Source organism: Nocardia puris, from assembly GCF_003315035.1.
GTDB lineage: Bacteria > Actinomycetota > Actinomycetes > Mycobacteriales > Mycobacteriaceae > Nocardia > Nocardia puris.
Genome location: NZ_QNRE01000010.1, coordinates 120329 through 137944, shown reverse-complemented (window position 1 = coordinate 137944; position 17616 = coordinate 120329). Strand labels below are relative to the sequence as shown.

Annotated in this window: 16 protein-coding genes and 1 pseudogene; 4 read left to right on the top strand and 13 right to left on the bottom strand. The window is 69.3% G+C overall.

The window, feature by feature from the left end; genetic code table 11:
• Window positions 1–11: 11 nt before the first annotated feature.
• On the bottom strand, window positions 12–1022 hold the full coding sequence (gene fgd, locus DFR74_RS23215) for a glucose-6-phosphate dehydrogenase (coenzyme-F420) (RefSeq protein ID WP_067511888.1): 1011 nt from the start codon (window positions 1020–1022) through the stop codon (window positions 12–14).
• A 250-nt stretch (window positions 1023–1272) separates the two neighbouring features.
• Between fgd and DFR74_RS23210 the strand changes: the two genes are divergently transcribed.
• A complete protein-coding gene (locus tag DFR74_RS23210) occupies window positions 1273–2028 on the top strand; it encodes an HAD-IIA family hydrolase (RefSeq protein WP_067511921.1) in 756 nt (251 codons plus the stop codon).
• 245 nt (window positions 2029–2273) lie between these two features.
• On the opposite strand, the gene DFR74_RS23205 is transcribed toward DFR74_RS23210, so the two are convergent.
• The 5 genes and pseudogenes from DFR74_RS23205 to DFR74_RS23185 form a co-directional block, all read right to left on the bottom strand.
• Window positions 2274–2501, bottom strand: a complete 228-nt coding sequence (locus DFR74_RS23205) for a hypothetical protein (protein WP_147265887.1) — start codon at window positions 2499–2501, stop codon at window positions 2274–2276.
• Window positions 2502–2542: 41 nt separating this feature from the next.
• Window positions 2543–3130, bottom strand: coding sequence for a hypothetical protein (locus DFR74_RS23200; RefSeq protein ID WP_147265886.1), 588 nt, complete (start codon window positions 3128–3130; stop codon window positions 2543–2545).
• Window positions 3131–3202: 72 nt separating this feature from the next.
• Window positions 3203–3655, bottom strand: coding sequence for a MarR family winged helix-turn-helix transcriptional regulator (locus tag DFR74_RS23195; RefSeq protein ID WP_067511882.1), 453 nt, complete (start codon window positions 3653–3655; stop codon window positions 3203–3205).
• 49 nt (window positions 3656–3704) lie between these two features.
• On the bottom strand, window positions 3705–4346 hold the full coding sequence (locus tag DFR74_RS23190; RefSeq protein ID WP_067511880.1) for a DJ-1/PfpI family protein: 642 nt from the start codon (window positions 4344–4346) through the stop codon (window positions 3705–3707).
• 47 nt (window positions 4347–4393) lie between these two features.
• A pseudogene (locus tag DFR74_RS23185) lies at window positions 4394–4904 on the bottom strand (nitroreductase/quinone reductase family protein).
• A gap of 122 nt (window positions 4905–5026) precedes the next feature.
• On the opposite strand from DFR74_RS23185, the gene pta reads away from it, so the two are divergent.
• Complete coding sequence (gene pta, locus DFR74_RS23180) at window positions 5027–7099, top strand: phosphate acetyltransferase (RefSeq protein WP_067511876.1); 2073 nt, start codon at window positions 5027–5029, stop codon at window positions 7097–7099.
• Between the two features lie 67 nt (window positions 7100–7166).
• Entirely contained in the window at window positions 7167–8375 is a 1209-nt protein-coding gene (locus tag DFR74_RS23175; RefSeq protein WP_067511874.1) for an acetate kinase, read from the top strand.
• A 205-nt stretch (window positions 8376–8580) separates the two neighbouring features.
• Here the strand turns inward: DFR74_RS23175 and DFR74_RS23170 are convergent, their stop codons facing one another.
• The 7 genes from DFR74_RS23170 to DFR74_RS23140 all read right to left on the bottom strand — a co-directional run bounded on the left by DFR74_RS23170 (window position 8581) and on the right by DFR74_RS23140 (window position 16565).
• Window positions 8581–9342 (bottom strand): ABC transporter permease, encoded by a 762-nt coding sequence (locus DFR74_RS23170; protein ID WP_067511872.1) that lies wholly within the window; start codon window positions 9340–9342, stop codon window positions 8581–8583.
• Window positions 9339–10139, bottom strand: coding sequence for an ABC transporter ATP-binding protein (locus DFR74_RS23165; protein ID WP_067511869.1), 801 nt, complete (start codon window positions 10137–10139; stop codon window positions 9339–9341). The genes DFR74_RS23170 and DFR74_RS23165 overlap by 4 nt, the downstream gene beginning before the upstream one ends.
• Before the next feature lie 105 nt (window positions 10140–10244).
• Window positions 10245–11102, bottom strand: coding sequence for a DUF4097 family beta strand repeat-containing protein (locus DFR74_RS23160; protein WP_067511867.1), 858 nt, complete (start codon window positions 11100–11102; stop codon window positions 10245–10247).
• A gap of 78 nt (window positions 11103–11180) precedes the next feature.
• A complete protein-coding gene (locus tag DFR74_RS23155) occupies window positions 11181–11696 on the bottom strand; it encodes a toxin-antitoxin system HicB family antitoxin (RefSeq protein WP_067511865.1) in 516 nt (171 codons plus the stop codon).
• Between the two features lie 94 nt (window positions 11697–11790).
• Window positions 11791–14208: a serine/threonine-protein kinase PknG gene (locus DFR74_RS23150; RefSeq protein ID WP_228788975.1), complete on the bottom strand. Its 2418-nt coding sequence runs from the start codon at window positions 14206–14208 to the stop codon at window positions 11791–11793.
• Between the two features lie 6 nt (window positions 14209–14214).
• Window positions 14215–15192 (bottom strand): glutamate ABC transporter substrate-binding protein, encoded by a 978-nt coding sequence (locus DFR74_RS23145; protein ID WP_067511863.1) that lies wholly within the window; start codon window positions 15190–15192, stop codon window positions 14215–14217.
• A complete protein-coding gene (locus DFR74_RS23140) occupies window positions 15189–16565 on the bottom strand; it encodes a hypothetical protein (RefSeq protein WP_084537972.1) in 1377 nt (458 codons plus the stop codon). Before DFR74_RS23140 ends, DFR74_RS23145 begins: the two co-directional genes overlap by 4 nt.
• Before the next feature lie 176 nt (window positions 16566–16741).
• Between DFR74_RS23140 and DFR74_RS23135 the strand changes: the two genes are divergently transcribed.
• Complete coding sequence (locus DFR74_RS23135) at window positions 16742–17440, top strand: NUDIX hydrolase (protein ID WP_067511861.1); 699 nt, start codon at window positions 16742–16744, stop codon at window positions 17438–17440.
• Window positions 17441–17616 lie beyond the last annotated feature (176 nt).

Here is a 17616-nt window from a genome sequence, read left to right as displayed (position 1 = left end):
TCTCTTGTAGCTCAGCCCAGTTTGCGCAGGCGGGGGGCGATGTCGCGGGCGAAGAGGTCGAGGAAGCGGCGTTGGTCGTGGCCGGGGGCGTGGAAGACGAGGTGGTTGAGGCCCGCGTCCAGGTAGGGCTTGATCTGGTCGACGGCTTCGTCGGGGTCGCTGGCGACGATCCAGCGCTTGGCGATCTGCTCGATGGGCAGGGCGTCGGCGGCGGCTTCCATTTCGATGGGGTCGGTGATGGAGTGCTTCTGCTCGGCGGTGAGGGAGAGTGGTGCCCAGAAGCGCGTATTCTCCAGCGCCAGTTCGGGATCGGTGTCGTAGGAGATCTTGATCTCGATCATGCGGTCGATATCGGAGACCTCGCGGCCCACTTTCGCCGCACCCTCCGCGACGGCCGGCATCAATTTCTCCGTGTAGAGGTCCATGCCCTTGCCGGAAGTGCAGATGAAACCATCACCCGCGCGGCCGGCGTATCGCGCGACCAGCGGGCCGCCCGCCGCGACATAGATCGGAATGCCGCCCTCGGGCACGTCGTAAATGGAAGCGCCGACGGTCTTGTAGTACTGCCCGTCGTAATCGACGCGGTCGCCGGTCCACAGCGCGCGCATCAGCTCGACCGACTCGCGCAGGCGCGCGAAACGCTCCTTGAATTCCGGCCATTCGCCGGTGTAGCCGGTGGCGATTTCGTTGAGCGCCTCGCCCGTGCCCACGCCGAGCATCACGCGGCCCGGGTACAGGCAGCCCATGGTGGCGAACGCCTGCGCGATGACCGCCGGGTTGTACCGGAAGGTCGGCGTGAGCACCGAGGTGCCCAGCAGGATGCGCTGGGTGCGCTCACCGACCGCGGCCATCCACGCCAGGGAGAACGGCGCGTGGCCGCCCTTGTGCCGCCACGGCTGGAAATGATCGCTGACCGTCGCGCTGTCGAGGCCGTGTTCCTCGGCGAGCACCGCGATCTCCACCAGTTCGCGCGGTCCGAACTGTTCCGCCGACGCCTTGTATCCGAGCTTCAGCTCACTCATGTGCGCCACTCCTGTCGCTTCGCTGTGTGGGTGCGGAGTTCCGCACGCCGTCGGCCACCGGGACGCGGCCGGTGTCGCGAGGGGGCAGCGGCGGCCGGGTCCGGAGGCGTCCTTTCCGACCATAGTCAGCGCGGTGAACCCGCGTGGGGCGGGCCGGTTCTGCCGCAAGTCGCGTGCTTGTTCGGGCGCGATAGCCGACAATTGTCCGGTGACCGCAGAAACCGAACCGATCCTGTCCTATCTCACCGACATGGACGGGGTGCTGGTGAGCGAGGAACACCTGGTGCCCGGCGCCGACGAGTTCCTCGCCGAACTGCGCGCCAACGAGACGCCGTTCCTCGTGCTCACCAATAACTCCATCCGCACCCCGCGCGACCTCCAAGCTCGCCTGCGCCAGACCGGTCTCGACGTCCCCGAGGAGTCGATCTGGACGTCGGCGCTGGCCACCGCCACCTTCCTCAACGACCAGCGTCCCGGCGGAACCGCCTATGTGGTCGGCGAATCGGGGCTGACCACCGCGCTGCACGAGATCGGGTACGTGCTCACCGAACGCGACCCCGACTACGTGGTGCTCGGCGAGACGCGCACCTACTCGTTCGAGGCCATCACCACCGCGATCCGCCTGGTCGAACGCGGCGCCCGCTTCATCGCCACCAACCCCGACGCCACCGGCCCCTCCCGCGAGGGCGTCCTGCCAGCCACCGGCTCGGTCGCCGCGCTCATCACCCGCGCCACCGGCCGCGAACCGTACTACGTCGGCAAACCGAACCCGCTCATGATGCGTTCGGCCCTGCGCCGCATCGGCGCCCACTCCCAGTCCACGGTCATGATCGGCGACCGCATGGACACCGACGTCATCGCCGGCCTCGAAGCGGGCATGCGCACCATCCTCGTCACCACCGGCATCTCCACCCGCGCCTCCGTGGAAGGTTTCCCCTACCGCCCCACCGCCGTCATCGACTCCGTGGCCGACCTCATCGGCCGCACCCGAAAGCCCTTCGAGTAGATCGGTTCGCATCGCCGGGAGCAGGCAAAACGACGCCTGCTCGCGGCCCGGACGGGTGCTATAGTGGCCATGCGCCCGAGTGGGTGCGGGAACTGGGTTCGAGGCCCTGCCGGTTCACGACCGGAGTTTCCACAGAAGCGCGGAGATCCGGGATTGACACCCCGGTCGGCCACAACCGATAGCTCAAGCTGTAGAGCCCCGCTTTGTCATCGCGATCGGGCGGCCCAGGAGGGCCGCCCGATCTGCTATCTGGACGCTATCTCGGCCGTGAGCTCGGCCTCGGTGAGCCCGAGCACGCCGTAGCTGTGCCGGGCGACTCCCCGTGCGTTCCGCAGCGCGACCTTGGCGTCGTTCAAGATCTTGGGATGAGCGGCGACCACTTCGTCTACGACCAACGCGGCCCAGCACGGCCGGGGGAGAGCGGACTGCAAGCCGAGGTTCGTCTCGCGATCGGAACGTTTGGTAATCGCCAATGCGGCGATCATCTCGCCCTGTCCGAAGTCGATCCGGTCTCCTACCCGGAGTCCTTCGGGTTCCGCTTGGCCAGGTCGCCCCAGCCTTGTTCCTGGGCGCCACTCCAGTGGGCCAGGGTGTCGAACAGAACCCGGGTCATTGTGCCGCCGTTGTGGATCACGGCGTTTCGCATGTGCCCCAGCACCGTCATATACGACATCATGTCGGTGTCGTAGACGTGGCTCGTCACGCTCTCGAAGTCCGTGTGCAGGTCACTGAGGTTTCGTTTGGCGAGGGCTTTCGCGCATAGGCCATTGTCGGCCAGCATCCCGACGCAAGTTCGCATGAAGTCCTCGTGCAAAGACAGCACGTAGGGTACGGCCATCTTGCCGAGGTGAGTGTCGGCTCCGTGCAGGATTTGCCGTGCCTGGTCGGACTTCAGATTGAATCGGTGGATGTGATCGACCGCCGGGAATACTTCGGGTAGCAAGCGGTCCGAACCCTCGGTCAGCTTCAGCAGGTGGGCCGATAACTGGGCGCCGGCGAGCAGCGCCATCATCGCGTTATTGGCCTCGGCCTTGTGATCCTCGTACTCACGAAAGGCGCGAAACCTGACCATCTGGCCGCGCGTCGGACCGCCTCGTGCCACTGAACCCCCTGATCAGCGCCGAATCTGCTGCGCAGCAGCGTAACCCACGGCGCTGACGGCCTGACGGCGTATCTACTTCTGGTCGGTGACCCGGTCCAAAGCCGTGGAGAGGGCGGTGAGGGCTTCGACTATTCGGGTGAAGTGGTCGAGGCCCAGTTCTTCGGTGAGGCGGTGGGCGAGGGTGGCGTGGTGGGGGTTGATGCGGGCGATGGCGGCGCGGCCTTCGGGGGTGGGGGTGAGGAGTTTGGCGCGGCGGTGGGCTGGGTTGGGGTGGTATTCGGCGAGGCCCTTGTCGACGAGGAGGTCGGCGATGCGCTGCACGCTCTGGCGGGTGATGCCCATGGTGCGGGCGATGCCCGCGACCGGAAGCGGTTCGGGGAGGACCGCGCCGAGCACCTGCCACCAGGCGGCGGTCAGGCCGGCGGGGGCGGCGAGTTCTTCGGCGATGGTGAGGAATTGGCCGTTGAGGCGGAAGGAGGTGATGGCGGCGGTGCTGAACAGGACTTGCTCGGGGTTCTCGCTCACGCCGTCACCTCGGCTCCGGCGCGCGAGGCACGCTGTGACTCGACACCATTCACGCCCCGGCCCCGGCCCGCGCGTGCTCATACGCGTCCAACACCGCGTACCCCTCCGGATCGCTGTGCGCGTACAGCCGGTACCAGGCGTCGAGGATGTGCGGCTCGTACACCCCGAGCACCCCGAGCACTTCGCGTGCGAACTCGAACGGCGCCATGGCCGCGGCGGTGACGAGGGTGCCGTCGGTGACGGCGGGCGCGTCGACGTACCGGTCGGCTCCCGCGTACCCGCTGTAGCCGAGGAATTCGGCGACGTTGCTGGTGTGGTTGCGGGTGTTGAGCAGACCTTCGGCGGCCAGGCCGAAGGTCGCGCCGCAGATCGCCGCGACGGGCACGCCCGCGTCCAGGAATTCACGCGCCTTGCGGGCGAAAGGCGCGAGTTCACCCGTCACCCAGGTGTCGGCGCCGGGCAGGATCAGCATCGCGCTCTCGGCCGGCGTGAGCTGATCCAGCGTGCGGTCGGGCGTGATGCGCAGGCCGCCCTTGGTGGTGATCGGCTCGGCGGTCAGCGCGACGGTTTCGATCCGGAAGGTGCCGGGCGCGATCTGCCAGCTGGGGTTGTTGATGTGCGCGGTGGCGGCACCGACTTCCCAGTCGGCGAGGGTGTCGTAGACGGCGACGTGAACGGTCTTCGTGAGCATGACAGTATGTTGTCATATTTGACAGCATACTGTCAATGACCAAACCCTCAGTCCCTAGTCAGGGCAAAGATGCGCAGGTCACGCGTGGTCCGATCGCGATACGCCGCATACGCCCCGGTGATCTCCACGAACCGCGCGAACACCGACTCCTTGACCGCCTCCTCCGTCACCGGCGTGGCCCGTACCCGGATGCGCTCCCCGGCGATCGCGACCGTCGCGCGCGGCTCGGCCAGCAGATTCCCCGTCCACGCGGGATGGTGCGCCTGCCCGAAATTGCTCCCGATCACGTACAGGGTGTCGCCGTCGTGCACGTACAGCAGCGGCTGCGTGCGCGGCTGCCCGGACTTGCGCCCGGTGGTGGTGAGCAGGATGACCGGCGCGCCGATCGGGCCGAGCACCGTGTACTTCGCGTCGGTGCGCTCGAGCAGCTTGCGATCCAGCGGCGTGAGCGTGCGGGATGAGCCGGGAACCGAAGCCGGACGCGGCCAGTCTGTCGGCCGCGCGCCCGAGAATGCCGGTGCGCGAACCCCACTGCCGATCCGGGAAGGACGTCGTCATACGCGCGAGCGTACGGAACCCGGCTCGCCCGAAGTGTCCGGAATCCGGCGCGAAAGTGATTTCGGAGGTATTTGCCGTCGGTTGGCCGAGACAGTGCCCTTCGGCTCACTAAGCTCGGGCCCATGGTCGAATCCGCTGCGTCCTCCGTTTACATCGCGTCCCCCGAGGGCGACACCGGCAAATCGACGGTCGCGCTCGGCGTACTGCAGATCGTCTGCGCGACGGCCGCACGGGTCGGCGTGTTCCGCCCGATCACCCGCTCCACCACCGAGCCCGACTACATCCTCGAACTCCTGCTGGAGCACTCCACCGCCGACATCGACTACGCGCAGGCGATCGGCGTCACCTACGAGCAGGTGCACGCCGACCCCGACGCCGCGATCTCCGAGATCGTCATGCGCTACCACGAGGTCGCCAAGGTCTGCGATGCCGTGGTGATCGTGGGCAGCGACTACACCGATGTGGCCAGCCCCAGCGAGCTGCGCTTCAACGCCAGGATCGCGGTCAACCTGGGTGCGCCGGTGCTGCTGGTGGTGCGCGGCGCCGACCGCACGCCCGCCGAGGTCAAGCAGCTGGTGGAGCTGTGTGAGGGCGAGCTGGAGCAGGAGCACGCCACGCTGGTCGCGGTGGTCGCCAACCGGTGCGATCCCGACCAGCTGAACGAAGTCTGTTCGGCGCTGGGCGGATTCGATGTCCCGTCCTGGTCGCTGCCGGAGGTGCCGCTGCTGATCGCGCCCACCATGGCCGAGCTGTGCGAAGCCGTGGACGGCGAAATGTACAGCGGCGACCCGGAATTGCTGCAGCGCGAGGCGATGAAGGTGATGGTCGGCGGCATGACCGCCGAGCACATCCTGGAGCGCCTGGTGGACGGCGTCGTGGTGATCGCGCCCGGCGACCGCTCCGACGTGCTGCTCGGCTTGGTGAACGCCCATGAGGCCGAAGGCTTTCCGTCGCTGGCGGGCATAATCATGAACGGCGGGCTGCTGCCGCACCCCACCGTCGCGCGACTGATGGAGGGCCTGAAACCGCGGCTGCCGATCCTCACCACCGCGCTGGGCACCTACGACACCGCCAGCGCCGCCTACCGCACCAGGGGCCGCATGTCGGCGGGCAACCCGCGCAAGGTGAACACCGCGCTGGCGCTGATGGAGGAGCACGTGGACGCACCGGAGTTGTTGCGGCGCATCAGCATTCCGCGCAGCACCGTGGTGACCCCGCAGATGTTCGAGTACCAGCTCATCGAGCGCGCGCGGGCCAACCGCAAGCGCATCGTGCTGCCCGAGGGCGACGACGACCGCATCCTGCGCGCCGCCGGACGGGTGCTGCAGCGCCGGATCGCCGACCTGGTGATCCTCGGCGACGAGCACTCGATCCGCGCCCGCGCCGCCGAACTCGGCGTCGACATCGCCGAGGCCGAAGTGCTGGACCCGCGCAGCTCCGGCCACCTGGACGATTTCGCCGCCGAGTACACCGAACTGCGCAAGCACAAGGGCATGACATTGGAGCGTGCCCGCGAAACCGTCGTCGATATCTCGTATTTCGGCACGATGATGGTCTACAAGGGGATCGCCGACGGCATGGTGTCGGGCGCGGCGCACACCACCGCGCACACCATCCGGCCCTCCTTCGAGATCATCAAGACCGTGCCGGGCGTGTCCACCGTGTCCAGCGTGTTCCTCATGTGCCTGGCCGACCGGGTGCTCGCCTACGGCGACTGCGCCGTGGTGCCCGACCCCACCTCCGAGCAGCTGGCCGATATCGCCATCTCCTCGGCGCGCACCGCAGAACAGTTCGGCATCGACCCGAAGGTCGCGATGCTCTCGTACTCCACCGGCGAATCCGGCAGCGGTGCCGACGTGGACAAGGTGCGCGTCGCCACGAAACTGGTGCGCGAACGCGAGCCGAACCTGTTGGTGGAGGGTCCGATTCAGTACGACGCGGCCATCGAACCGACCGTCGCCGACGCCAAGATGCCCGATTCGGAGGTGGCGGGCCGGGCCACGGTGTTCATCTTCCCCGACCTGAACACCGGCAACAACACCTACAAGGCCGTGCAGCGCAGCGCGGGCGCGATCGCGATCGGTCCGGTGCTGCAGGGCCTGCGCAAGCCGGTCAACGACCTGTCGCGTGGCGCGCTGGTGGCCGACATCGTCAATACGGTGGCGATCACGGCGATCCAGGCGGGCGCGCAGTGAGCCGGCGCGGAACAAACCCGCGCGCGGCGCGGTTGCGGCAGGGGCAGAACGACCGGCAGGAGGCCTGATGAGCGACGACCAACTCGTGCTGGTGATCAATTCCGGCTCCTCCTCGATCAAATACCAGCTGCTGAATCCGGCCACCGGGGTGGTCGCGGCGTCCGGGCTGGTGGAACGGATCGGCGAGCCGACCGGCGCGATCGAGCACAGCGTTCCGGGGCATGACACCCTCGAACACACCGGGCCCATTCCGGATCACAAGGCGGGCTTGCGGTTGGCCTTCGACATGTTCGCCGAGACCGGCCTGGATCTGGCCGAGGCGAACGTCTGCGCGGTCGGGCATCGGGTGGTGCACGGCGGCGAGGTGTTCTACCGGCCGACGCTGATCACCGACGAGGTGGTCGACACCATCGCGAAGCTGTCCGACCTCGCGCCCCTGCACAATCCGGCCAACCTCACCGGCATCGAGAGCACCCGGGAACTGCTGCCCGGCGTACCGCAGGTGGCGGTGTTCGACACGGCGTTCTTCCACGGACTGCCCGAGGCCGCGCGCACCTACGCCATCGACGCGAAAGTGGCGGCCGCGCACGGCATTCGGCGCTATGGGTTCCACGGCACCTCGCACGAGTACGTGTCGGGGCGGGTCGCCGAAGTGCTCGGGCGCGACCCGGAGACGTTGCGGCAGATCGTGTTCCACCTCGGCAACGGCGCGTCGGCGTCGGCGATCCGTGGCGCGAAGCCGATCGACACCAGCATGGGGCTCACCCCGCTGGAGGGGTTGGTGATGGGCACGCGCGGCGGTGACATCGACCCGGGCATCATCGGGCACTTGGTGCGGTCGGGCGAGTACGACATCGAGCGGATCGACCGACTCCTGAACCGCAATTCGGGACTCAAGGGCCTGTCCGGGGTGAACGATTTCCGCGAACTCACCCGGCTCATCGACGAGGGCGACGCCGCCGCGAAGCTGGCCTACGACGTCTACATCCACCGCCTGCGCCGCTACCTGGGCGCGTATCTGGTGGAGCTGGGCGGCGTCGACGCGATCACCTTCACCGCGGGCGTCGGGGAGAACAGCGCCCAGGTCCGCGCCGACGCCCTGGCCGATCTGTCGGCCTTCGGCATCGAGGTGGACCCGGCTCTCAACACGGCCAGAGACCGCGCCGCGCGGCGTATTTCACCACCGGGTGCCCCGGTCGCGGTGTTGGTGGTTCCCACCAACGAAGAGCTCGCCATCGCGCGGGGCGCACGGGGGGTCGTGGCGGAGCTGGGTTGAGCTCGCGGCCTCGCCTCGTGCGATGCTCGAGTGCCCACTCGGGTGCACGACGGCGGCCGACAGGGGATCGGACGGGTCCATCAGTGGAATGGCAGTGCGGCGGCGGATATCGGCGGCTGCGCGAAACCGGCGTGACAGCGGCATGCCCCCGCTCGCGGACGCAGGACCGAACGGCCGCGCGCCGGGGTGCGCGGCCGTTCGGATGCTAGGCGATCTTGCGGCGGTAGGTGGTCATGGCGACCGCGTACGCGACCACCAGGATGCCGACGCACCAGGCGAGAGCGACCCAGACCCCGGAGCCGACGGGCTGCTCGGCGAGCAGATTTCGGATCGTATCGACGATCGACGTCGCCGGTTGATGTTCGGCGAAGGCGCGAACCGGTCCCGGCATCGTGTCGGTCGGGACGAAAGCCGAGCTGACGAAAGGCAGGAAGACCAGCGGATAAGAGAACGCACCCGCGCCGTCCGGGGTGCTCGCGGTGAGACCCGGGATGACGGCCAGCCAAGTCAACGCGAGGGTGAACAGCAGCAGGATGGCGCCGACCGCCAGCCACGCCGTGATGTTCGCGCTGGAACGAAAGCCCAGGAGCACGGCGACGAGTATGACCACCACGAGGGAGATCAGGTTGGCCACCAACGAGGTCAGCACGTGTGCCCACAGGATCGACGACCGTGCGATCGGCATCGACTGAAATCGCTCGACGATGCCGTTCTTCATATCCATGAACAGCCGGTAGGCGGTGTAGGAGATGCCCGAGGCGATCGTGATGAGCAGGATTCCGGGCAGCAGATACTGCACGTACGAATCCGTTCCCGTCTCGATCGCGCCGCCGAACACGTAGACGAACAGCAGCATCATGACGATCGGCGTGATCGCGGTCGTGATGATGGTGTCCATGCTGCGGGTGACGTGGCGCAGCGACCGGCCGAGCAGGTAGGTGGTGTCGCCGGCGAAGTGTGCGGTCATCGTTGTTCCTTACCCGTGTGCGCCGCCGCCGCGGTGCTGTCGTCACCGACGACGGCGAAGAAGATGTCCTCGAGGGTCGGTTGCTTCTCGACGTATTCGACCTCGGCGGGCGGTAGCAGCCGTTTGAGCTCGGCGAGGGTGCCGTTCACCACGATCCGTCCTTCGTGCAGGATCGCGATCCGGTCTGCCAGTTGCTCGGCCTCCTCCAGGTACTGCGTGGTCAGCAGTACCGTGGTGCCGCGCTCGGTGAGCTCGGTGATTGTCGTCCAGACCTCGACGCGCGCCTGCGGATCGAGGCCGGTCGTCGGTTCGTCCAGGAAGATGACGGGCGGATTTCCGACGAGGCTCATGGCGATGTCGAGGCGGCGGCGCATACCGCCCGAATAGGTCGAGACCTTGCGCGCGGCGGCCTCGGTCAGCGAGAACCGCTCGAGCAGGTCGTCGGCGATCGCGCCCGGGTCGTCGAGATGGCGCAAGTGGGCGATCAGCACGAGATTCTCTCGCCCGCTGAGGATCTCGTCGACCGCGGCGAACTGCCCGGTGAGGCTGAAGGCCCCGCGAGCCTGCGCGGGCTGCGCGGCGACGTCGAAGCCCCCGACGTGCGCGGTGCCCGCGTCGGCGCGCATCAGCGTGGACAGAATCTTCACGACCGTGGTCTTGCCCGCTCCGTTGGAGCCGAGCAGAGCGAAGACACTGCCCCGCTCCACCTCGAAGTCCACGCCGCGCAGCACGTGATGGTCCCCGTAGGATTTCTCCAGGCCCCGTACCCGGATCGCGGGAGTAGGTGGTGTTGTCATCGGGCGGTCCTGCCTTCGTCGAGAATGATCTTGTCCCAGAGCGGCTCGCGCGCGTGAGTTGTGGTGGTGGACACTGCTTTTTCCCTCTCACGACCCGCGGTGTTGTCAGGCCGAGCGGCGGACGATGATGTCGCCGGCGGAGGTGCGCGCCCGCACCTCGGCCTTCTCGTCGGATGGTTCCGGGCCCGCGGCGGTGTCGAGTTCATTGCGCACCGAGCCGAACTTGGTGTGCAGATCGAGCAGCACGGCGGTGCCTTGCCGGATGCCGACGTCCAGCCGACCGGCGGCGGACTCCAGCGTGACCAATCCCCGGGTGACCTCTCCGATGCGAATGGCGCCGGCGGCGGTCTTGGCGGTGACACCGGATTTCGCCGTGCCGACGGTGATATCACCGTTGGCAGACTTCACCCGCAGCTCACCGGTGACCTCGTCGATGGTGGCGGCGCCGTTGGCGCTGTCGATCTCGGCGGAGCCGTCGATGTGCCGGATACGCACCTCGCCGGAGCTGGTGTGCGCGCGCAGCATGCCGCGGGCGCGCTCCACCACGATGCTGCCCATCCCGGAGTTCAGCTCCAGCGCGTCGGCGGCGTCGACTTGGATGTCGCCGAACCCGCTCTCGAGCCGGCATTCGCCGAGCGTGCCCCTGGTCTGGATGTTGCCCATATCCGTGTCGGCCTGAATCTGTGAACCGCTCGGCACCTCGATCACGACCTCGACCGAACCGTGCTTGCGGCCGAAGATGATCGCCTGTTTCCATACCGGCGGTCGCGGCGTGAGCACCCGCAGCAGCCCGGCGGAGTAGTCCACGCGGGTCTGGTCGGCGGCCTCGACATCGAAGCGGTCCTTGCTGACCGGGCGCACGTCGACCACGGTGGTGTCGCGGTCTCCGGCGATGATTCTGACGTCGCCCACGTAGGTGTCCACGACGACGGAAATGGGTTCGGGGGTGTCGAATTCAGGCATGGCGGTGCCCTTCCTTGGTGGTGTGATGAGAAACCCCGGTCGGGGTGTGGGTGGTGCAGAGGGTGGCGAGGCGCCGCGTCAGCGCGCCCAGCCCTTGAAGGTGTTGCCACCGGAGGTCGGGGGGACGCCCCAGCCCGTGGCGGTGGCCGGTCGCGGCTCCAGCGCGGCGGCGGCCGCGCGGACCAGCCAGGCGTTCACCGAGAGGCCCTCCCGGCTCGCGGCCTCTTCCACACGCTGCTTGAGTCGGTCGGGGAGCCGGACGTTGATCCGGGAGGTGCCACCGCTGTCATCGATTGGCGCCACTGGTGGTGCCACGAATGGTGGCGCCGCGCCACTCTCCGGCGGCTCCGTGGGGGGCGGTGTCACGACGAAGGTGGGATCGACGCCGCGTAACCGCACTTCGACCGACCCGGGCGCGAGGTCCCGGGTGATCTCGTCTGCCGCGTCCGACAATGCGTTGAGCAGGGCCAGCCGGGTGGCCGAATGAAGGGTCGACGTGAGCCGTTCGGCCAGTTCATGGGCTTCATCGCCGGCGGCTTGCGCGGCAATGGCCAACTCGTACCGGATGCTGTCGAGATAGGGCCTGAGATCCATGTGAGCCAGTCTGGCATCATTTTGGCTCAGATGCAAGGGTGTATGTGGCTCAGAGTGGGTGAGACGCGGGTCGGTCGGGTCCCGCGTCGTCGGGTCAGAACCAGGTCTTCGCGCGAATCGCGTTCGCCAGGTCCACGAGCGCGTAGCGGTGGGTGCGCCCCGGAGCGCCGCGGGCCAGGGCGCGCAGACCCGTTTCGGTGCCGTCGCGCAGGTCGCGTTCGGCGAAAGGGGCGCCGAAGAGGGTGGCGTTGGGGCGTTTCGGTTGGTGGCCGGATTGGAGCCAGGCGAGGGCCGCGCCGAGGACGAGCACGCGCATCTGGAGGACGCGGTTCTCGCCGGGCGGGAGGGTTTGGACGCGGGCGGCCGCCAAGTGCAGGGTCGCCTCGTCGAGTTCGGCGACCGGGGCGGCGGTGAGCAGCAGCAGGACCGCCGTCATGCGGGCGGTCGTGAAATGCCGTGAGGTGGGCGGGACTTCGTCGAGCGCCGCGACGGCGTCGGGGACGCGCCCGTCGGCCGCGAGCTGGCGGGCGAGGCCGAACGCGGCGCTCACCACGGCCCGGTCGGTGCGCCAGACGGTGGCGTAGAACTTCTCGGCGTAGCTGCGCCACTGCTCCCGGTCCTCGGAATCCCAGTGCTGCAGAACGAGTTCCGCCGTGGCGGCCAGGGCGAGTTTGGGGGCGATCTCACCGGGCAGCACCTGCAGCACCGCGTCGAAGGCGTCGTAGGCGCGCTCGTAGTTCTGTTCGCGCAGCTCCGCGAGGCCGGTGAACCAGTCGACCCGCCAGTCGTAGTGCGGCAGCCGGGAGAGCAGGTACAGCACGGCCGCCGATTCGCCCATGTCCAGCCGGACCCGCGCCTCGGCGAGCGTGAACTCCAGTTCCGCTGTCTCCGGGGTGTTCTCGGAATCGGTCTCGGCGCGGTCGCGCGCTTCGCGCAGCGCTTCGAGCGCCTGTTCGGGTTCGGGGTGCACTACGGCGGCCAGCAGCGGAGCGGCCGGATCGGACGGGTCGATCAATGGAATCGGCAGTGCCGCGGCGATATCGGCGGCATTGAGCAGCGGGCTGCGCCCGACGCCGTCGGCGTAGGCGTCGGTCTGGCTGATCAGTTCCTCGGTGCCGAAGCTGGCGCGCTGGGGACTGAACACCGTGGACAGCTGGGGATGTTCGGAACCGGTGTCCAGTGCGAGGATTTCGCGCAGCACGCCGGAGAGTTGCGCGGCCATGGCGCGGGCCGAGGGGAAGCGGCGGGCCGGGTCGGGATCGGTGGCGCTGAGCAGCAGCCGGTGGAAGAACTCGTAGCGCGCGAGCACCGGATGGTCAGCCGGGTCGGGGATGCCGTCGCGGTAGCGGCCGTGCTCCATCGGCAGGTCCAGCGTGAGCACCGCGAGCGTGCGGCCGACGGTGTAGATGTCGGAGGCGACCGTCGGCCCGGTCTTCGCGATCTCGGGTGCCTGGAAACCCCTGGTGCCGTACAGGTTTCCGTACGCCTCGATGGTGGCCACCGCGCCCAGGTCGATGAGTTTGACCTGGTCCTCGGTGATCATCACGTTATCGGGTTTGAGGTCGTTGTAGGTGAGCCCGATGGAGTGCAGGTAGTCCAGCGCGGGCAGGATCTCGAGCACGTAGGCGATGGCCTCGGCCACCGGCATCCGCTCCGGGCGCGGGTGGGCGTCGAGCAGCGCGCGCAGCGAACGCCCGCCCACGTACTCCATCACGATGTAGCCGACCGGTTCGCCGTCGGTGCCGGGGTGTTCCACGAAGTTGTGGATCTTCACGATGCTGGGATGCGCCACCTCGGCGAGGAATTGGCGTTCGGCCACCGCGACGGCCTGTGCCTCGGCGTCGCCCGCGTGCAGCAGGCCCTTGAGTACCACCCACCGGTCGCTCACGTTCCGGTCGATCGCCAGGTAGATCCAGCCCAGACCGCCGTGTGCCAGGCACCCTTGGATCTCGTACTGACCCGAGACCATTTCGCCCGGATGCAGTGACGGGCGGAAATCGTAAGGGGCTTCGCAGGTTTCGCACACGCCAACCGTTGTCGCCGGGCGCACGGCGGTGGCGCGGCCCACGGGATTGCCGCAGCGCCAGCAGAATCGCTTGCCCTCCGACACCACCGGGTCGGTGAGCACCGCCGCGCGCGGGTCGGCGGGCGGCACGGTGGGGATCGGCACCAGTCCGCCGCCGAGCCTGCGCACCGACGGCCGGGAACGGGCCGTGCGCACGCTGCGGCCCGAAGTGCGCATCGCGGCACCGGAATCCGGTTCGGAGCGCTGGGTGCCGGGGCCGAAATCCGCGGCGGCCGTGCCGGGTTGCTCCTCGGCGCCGGTCGACGGGATCGGTTCGGTGTGCGGATCGTCGTCACCGGTTCGCGCCGACGCCGGATTCAACTGCGTCGCATGCGGGTCGCCGACGGGCTCGGACCACCGCACCGTCGCCGGCGCTTCTTCCGGCGGCTCCGATCCGCGCGCGTCCCGGTCCTCCGGTCGCGGAAAGGGCTGGTATCGCATGGTCATCGGCCGTCAGTCCTCGTACGTGGGTGCGGGCGGGCCGGGGTTCGGGCCGAGTGAGGTGAGCCACCGGTTGTAGATCGTCGTCCAGGTGCCGTCGCGGCGCAGCCGGTCCAGCGTGGCGTTGACGAAACGCACCAGATCGTCGTTGCCCTTGGTGATGCCGATGCCGTACGGCTCGACGCTGATAGCCTCGCCGACCACCTCGGTGTAGGGGTCCTGCGCGGCCAGCCCGGCCAGGATGGAGTCGTCGGTGCTCACCGCGTCCACCTGGCGCTGTTGCAGCACCACCAGGCAGTCCGCCCAGGTGGGCACGGTCAGCACGGTCGCGGCGGGCTGTTCGCGGCGGATGCGGTCCAGCGAGGTGGTGCCGCTGACCACGCACACCCGCTTGCCCGCCAGATCGGCGATGCCGTCGATCCCGGAGTTCTTCATGGTCAGCACGCGCTGGCCCGCGCGCAGGTACACCGTCGAGAAGGCGACCTTGGTGCGCCGCTCGCAGGTGATCGTCATGGTCTTGGCGACGATGTCGACGGTGCGGTCCTGCAAAGCCTGCTCGCGGTCGGCCGAACCGAGGCTGCGGAACTCCACCAGATCCGGGCTGCCCAGCAGATCCCGCGCGACCTCGCGGGCGATATCGGCGTCGAAACCCACGATGGCGCCGCTGATCGGGTCGCGGAAGCTGAACAGATTGCTGCCCGCGTCCAGGCCCACCAGCAGCCGGCCCCTGGCGCGGATGGCGTCCAGGCTGGGGCCGCGCGCGCCGCGACCACCGGTCGGGCGCAGGCTCGCGGCCGGGTCGCCGCAGTCCTCGCCGGTCTCCGGCGGCGGGGGCGCGTCGCTGGGCAGCTGTGTCGCCTGCGCCGGCAGCGGCGGGTCGGTGTAGGTGGCGATCTTCTCGGTGTGGGCGGTGTCGCGGGTGTCGGCGCACCCGGTGAGCAGCAGCGCGAGGGCGGAGGCGGCGGCCAGCAGGCCGCGCGCGGCGCTCATCGGTACTCCCGCAGTCGCGGCCACAGGCCGAGCACCACGGCGGCGGCCGCGAGCACACCGAGGACGAACGCGCCCGGCGAGAGGAAGTCCAGCACCTGCACGGCCCGGGAGATGTCGCCGCGCAACGCGTTTCGCGTCTCCTCGATGCCGTTGTCCAGCGACAGGTCGAGCGCGTGCACGTGCGCGGTGGACTGGGCCGCGCCCGGTCCGGTCGCCACCGCCGCCGCGCCCGTGAAATCGCCGCGCGCCAGCGCCTCGTTCATGCGGGCGTGCGATTCGCGCCACCGGTCCAGCGCCCCACGGGCATTGGCCAGATCCTCGGCGGCGGGCGCGCCGGCGGGATGGCCGTCGAGGAGTTCGGCGAGCCGGGTGACGCTGGTGTCGTAGACGCGGTCGTAGTCGCCGGTGGCGTCGCGGCGCACCAGTTTCAGCGTCTCGGCGGCGCGCGCCTGCTGGGTCAGGATGCGGCTCTCGGTGAGACGGGAGACGGGCACGGCGCCCTCGTCGCGGCCGCTGATCATCGCCGCCGCCGACACCGACCCGGCGATCACCGTCCACGCCAACAGGATCAGCACCGCGCCGGAGGCCAGCAACAATCCGGCGTTGAAGGTACGCCGCCACCGTTTGGCCAGCTGGGTCTGCACCCACACCAGCGCGGCGAGCGCCGCGATCAGCAGCGCGATGGCGGTCCACGGCGGGCGCACGTGCGCGCGCTGGGCGGCGTGCACGGCCTCGGCGCGGTGGTCGTGCAGTTCCTCGGCCATCGGCAGCAGCGTCGTCTGCATCTGGTGCGACGCCTCGCTCAGGTACGCAGCGCCGACCGGGTAGCCGATCCGGTTGTTCGTGCGCGCCGTCTCGACCAGGCCGGTGTATACGGGCAGGCCGGTCGCGATGCCGGTGCGCAGCTGGGCGTCGGGGCCGCTCTCGTCGTAGCCGGCCGTGTGCGCGGTCTGCGCGACGAGTTCGGCAGACGCCTCGCCGATCGCCTGGGTGTAGCGGTCGCGCACCTCCTGCGGTTCCACCCCGCCCGCGATGAAGGCGGTGCTGGCGGCGGCGTCGGCGATCGACAGCGAGGTGTAGAGGCGGTGCGCGGAGTGCGCGTCGGGTTCGGTGTCGGCCAGCAGGGTGTGCAGCGCGTCCTGGCGATGGTTCACCGTCGAGGAGGTGACCGCGCCCGCCGTCAGGCAGAGCAGCAGTAAGAGCAAACTCATGGCAATCAAGCGGCCGGGGGAGGAACCGGCGAAGGACCGCAGATCGGCCGGGTCGAGCTGGGCGCGCACGGCGGCCGTGGCGGGGCCGCCGAGATGCTTGCGCACCTGGTCGGCGACGGCCGACGGTGGCCGAGCGGTCGCCAACTGCTCGGTCCGAGCCAATGTCCACCTCCGGGTCCGCGCCCCACCTGTGCGCCTGCGTCGGAGTTTATTGTGGTCCTACCGGGCTAGCGGCGTGTGAAACACCCCCCGCGGACCGGCGGATGTGAGATCTGCCCGCCCCGGAACCCCGCGCGGGGACCTGCCGGGGTGGGCGGTGCGAGTGAGGACGGTGGGCGATGCGTGGTGACGGCGACGGTTGGTCGCTCGGTCCGGGCGGGACCAAGCACTGGGGCCGCTTCGGCGCTGCCGGATTGTTGCTGCGTGCGCCACTGGCCGGTGGTGGTTCGGCGGTGCTGCTCCAGCACCGGGCCCCGTGGAGTCATCAGGGCGGCACCTGGGCGCTGCCCGGCGGCGCGCGCGACAGTCACGAGACCGCACTGCACGCCGCCGTCCGGGAGGCCTGGGAGGAAGCGGGCATCCAGCCCACCGACGTCCGGGTGCGCGGCGAGCGCGTGACGGCCGGGGTCACCGGCGGCTGGACCTACACGACCGTCGTGGCCGACGCCGTCGCCACCCTGCCCACCAGCCGCAACCGGGAGAGCACCGAACTGGCCTGGGTCCCCGAGGACGAGGTCGCCACCCGCCCCCTGCACCCCGCCTTCGCCGAGGCCTGGCCCGCCCTGCGCGCCGCCCCCGCCCGCGCCTGCCTCGCGGGCCTCACCGACGCCCACACCGTCGCCGCCGCCCTCCCGCGCACCCTCGACCTCGCCGACCAGGGCTTCGTCTGGCTCCACACGGTGCGGGACGGGCCGGGTGGGTACGCCAGAATCACCGACGAGGAGGGTGTGTCGGTGGAAACACCCTCGGCCGGTAAGGAATTCGAGCCGGTGCTCTCGCTCACGATGCGACAGGTCCTGGCTTCGTTGTCGCAGTAGCGTCGCGATCCCGCACCGGGATGTCCGGCACGCCCCGCGCCGCCGGGTATCCCGACCGCTGCGTCTCCGCCCGCGAATACGGCCACGAGTTGGCGCACACCCAGCCGCGATCGCGTTGGCCGGACTCGGCGGACTCGTGAGTCGGGTCGCGTTCGTCGTCCGGTCGCGCATGGACC

Excerpts from the sequence above, each read along its gene's own strand:
- DFR74_RS23190 (WP_067511880.1), bottom strand. The coding sequence starts at position 4,346 with ATGCTCACGAAGACCGTTCACGTCGCCGTCTACGACACCCTCGCCGAC.
- DFR74_RS23165 (WP_067511869.1), bottom strand. The coding sequence starts at position 10,139 with ATGACAACACCACCTACTCCCGCGATCCGGGTACGGGGCCTGGAGAAA.
- DFR74_RS23155 (WP_067511865.1), bottom strand. The coding sequence starts at position 11,696 with ATGGATCTCAGGCCCTATCTCGACAGCATCCGGTACGAGTTGGCCATT.
- fgd (WP_067511888.1), bottom strand. The coding sequence starts at position 1,022 with ATGAGTGAGCTGAAGCTCGGATACAAGGCGTCGGCGGAACAGTTCGGA.
- DFR74_RS23170 (WP_067511872.1), bottom strand. The coding sequence starts at position 9,342 with ATGACCGCACACTTCGCCGGCGACACCACCTACCTGCTCGGCCGGTCG.
- DFR74_RS23145 (WP_067511863.1), bottom strand. The coding sequence starts at position 15,192 with ATGAGCGCCGCGCGCGGCCTGCTGGCCGCCGCCTCCGCCCTCGCGCTG.
- DFR74_RS23175 (WP_067511874.1), top strand. The coding sequence starts at position 7,167 with ATGAGCGACGACCAACTCGTGCTGGTGATCAATTCCGGCTCCTCCTCG.
- DFR74_RS23160 (WP_067511867.1), bottom strand. The coding sequence starts at position 11,102 with ATGCCTGAATTCGACACCCCCGAACCCATTTCCGTCGTCGTGGACACC.
- DFR74_RS23150 (WP_228788975.1), bottom strand. The coding sequence starts at position 14,208 with ATGACCATGCGATACCAGCCCTTTCCGCGACCGGAGGACCGGGACGCG.
- DFR74_RS23135 (WP_067511861.1), top strand. The coding sequence starts at position 16,742 with ATGCGTGGTGACGGCGACGGTTGGTCGCTCGGTCCGGGCGGGACCAAG.
- DFR74_RS23210 (WP_067511921.1), top strand. The coding sequence starts at position 1,273 with ATGGACGGGGTGCTGGTGAGCGAGGAACACCTGGTGCCCGGCGCCGAC.
- pta (WP_067511876.1), top strand. The coding sequence starts at position 5,027 with ATGGTCGAATCCGCTGCGTCCTCCGTTTACATCGCGTCCCCCGAGGGC.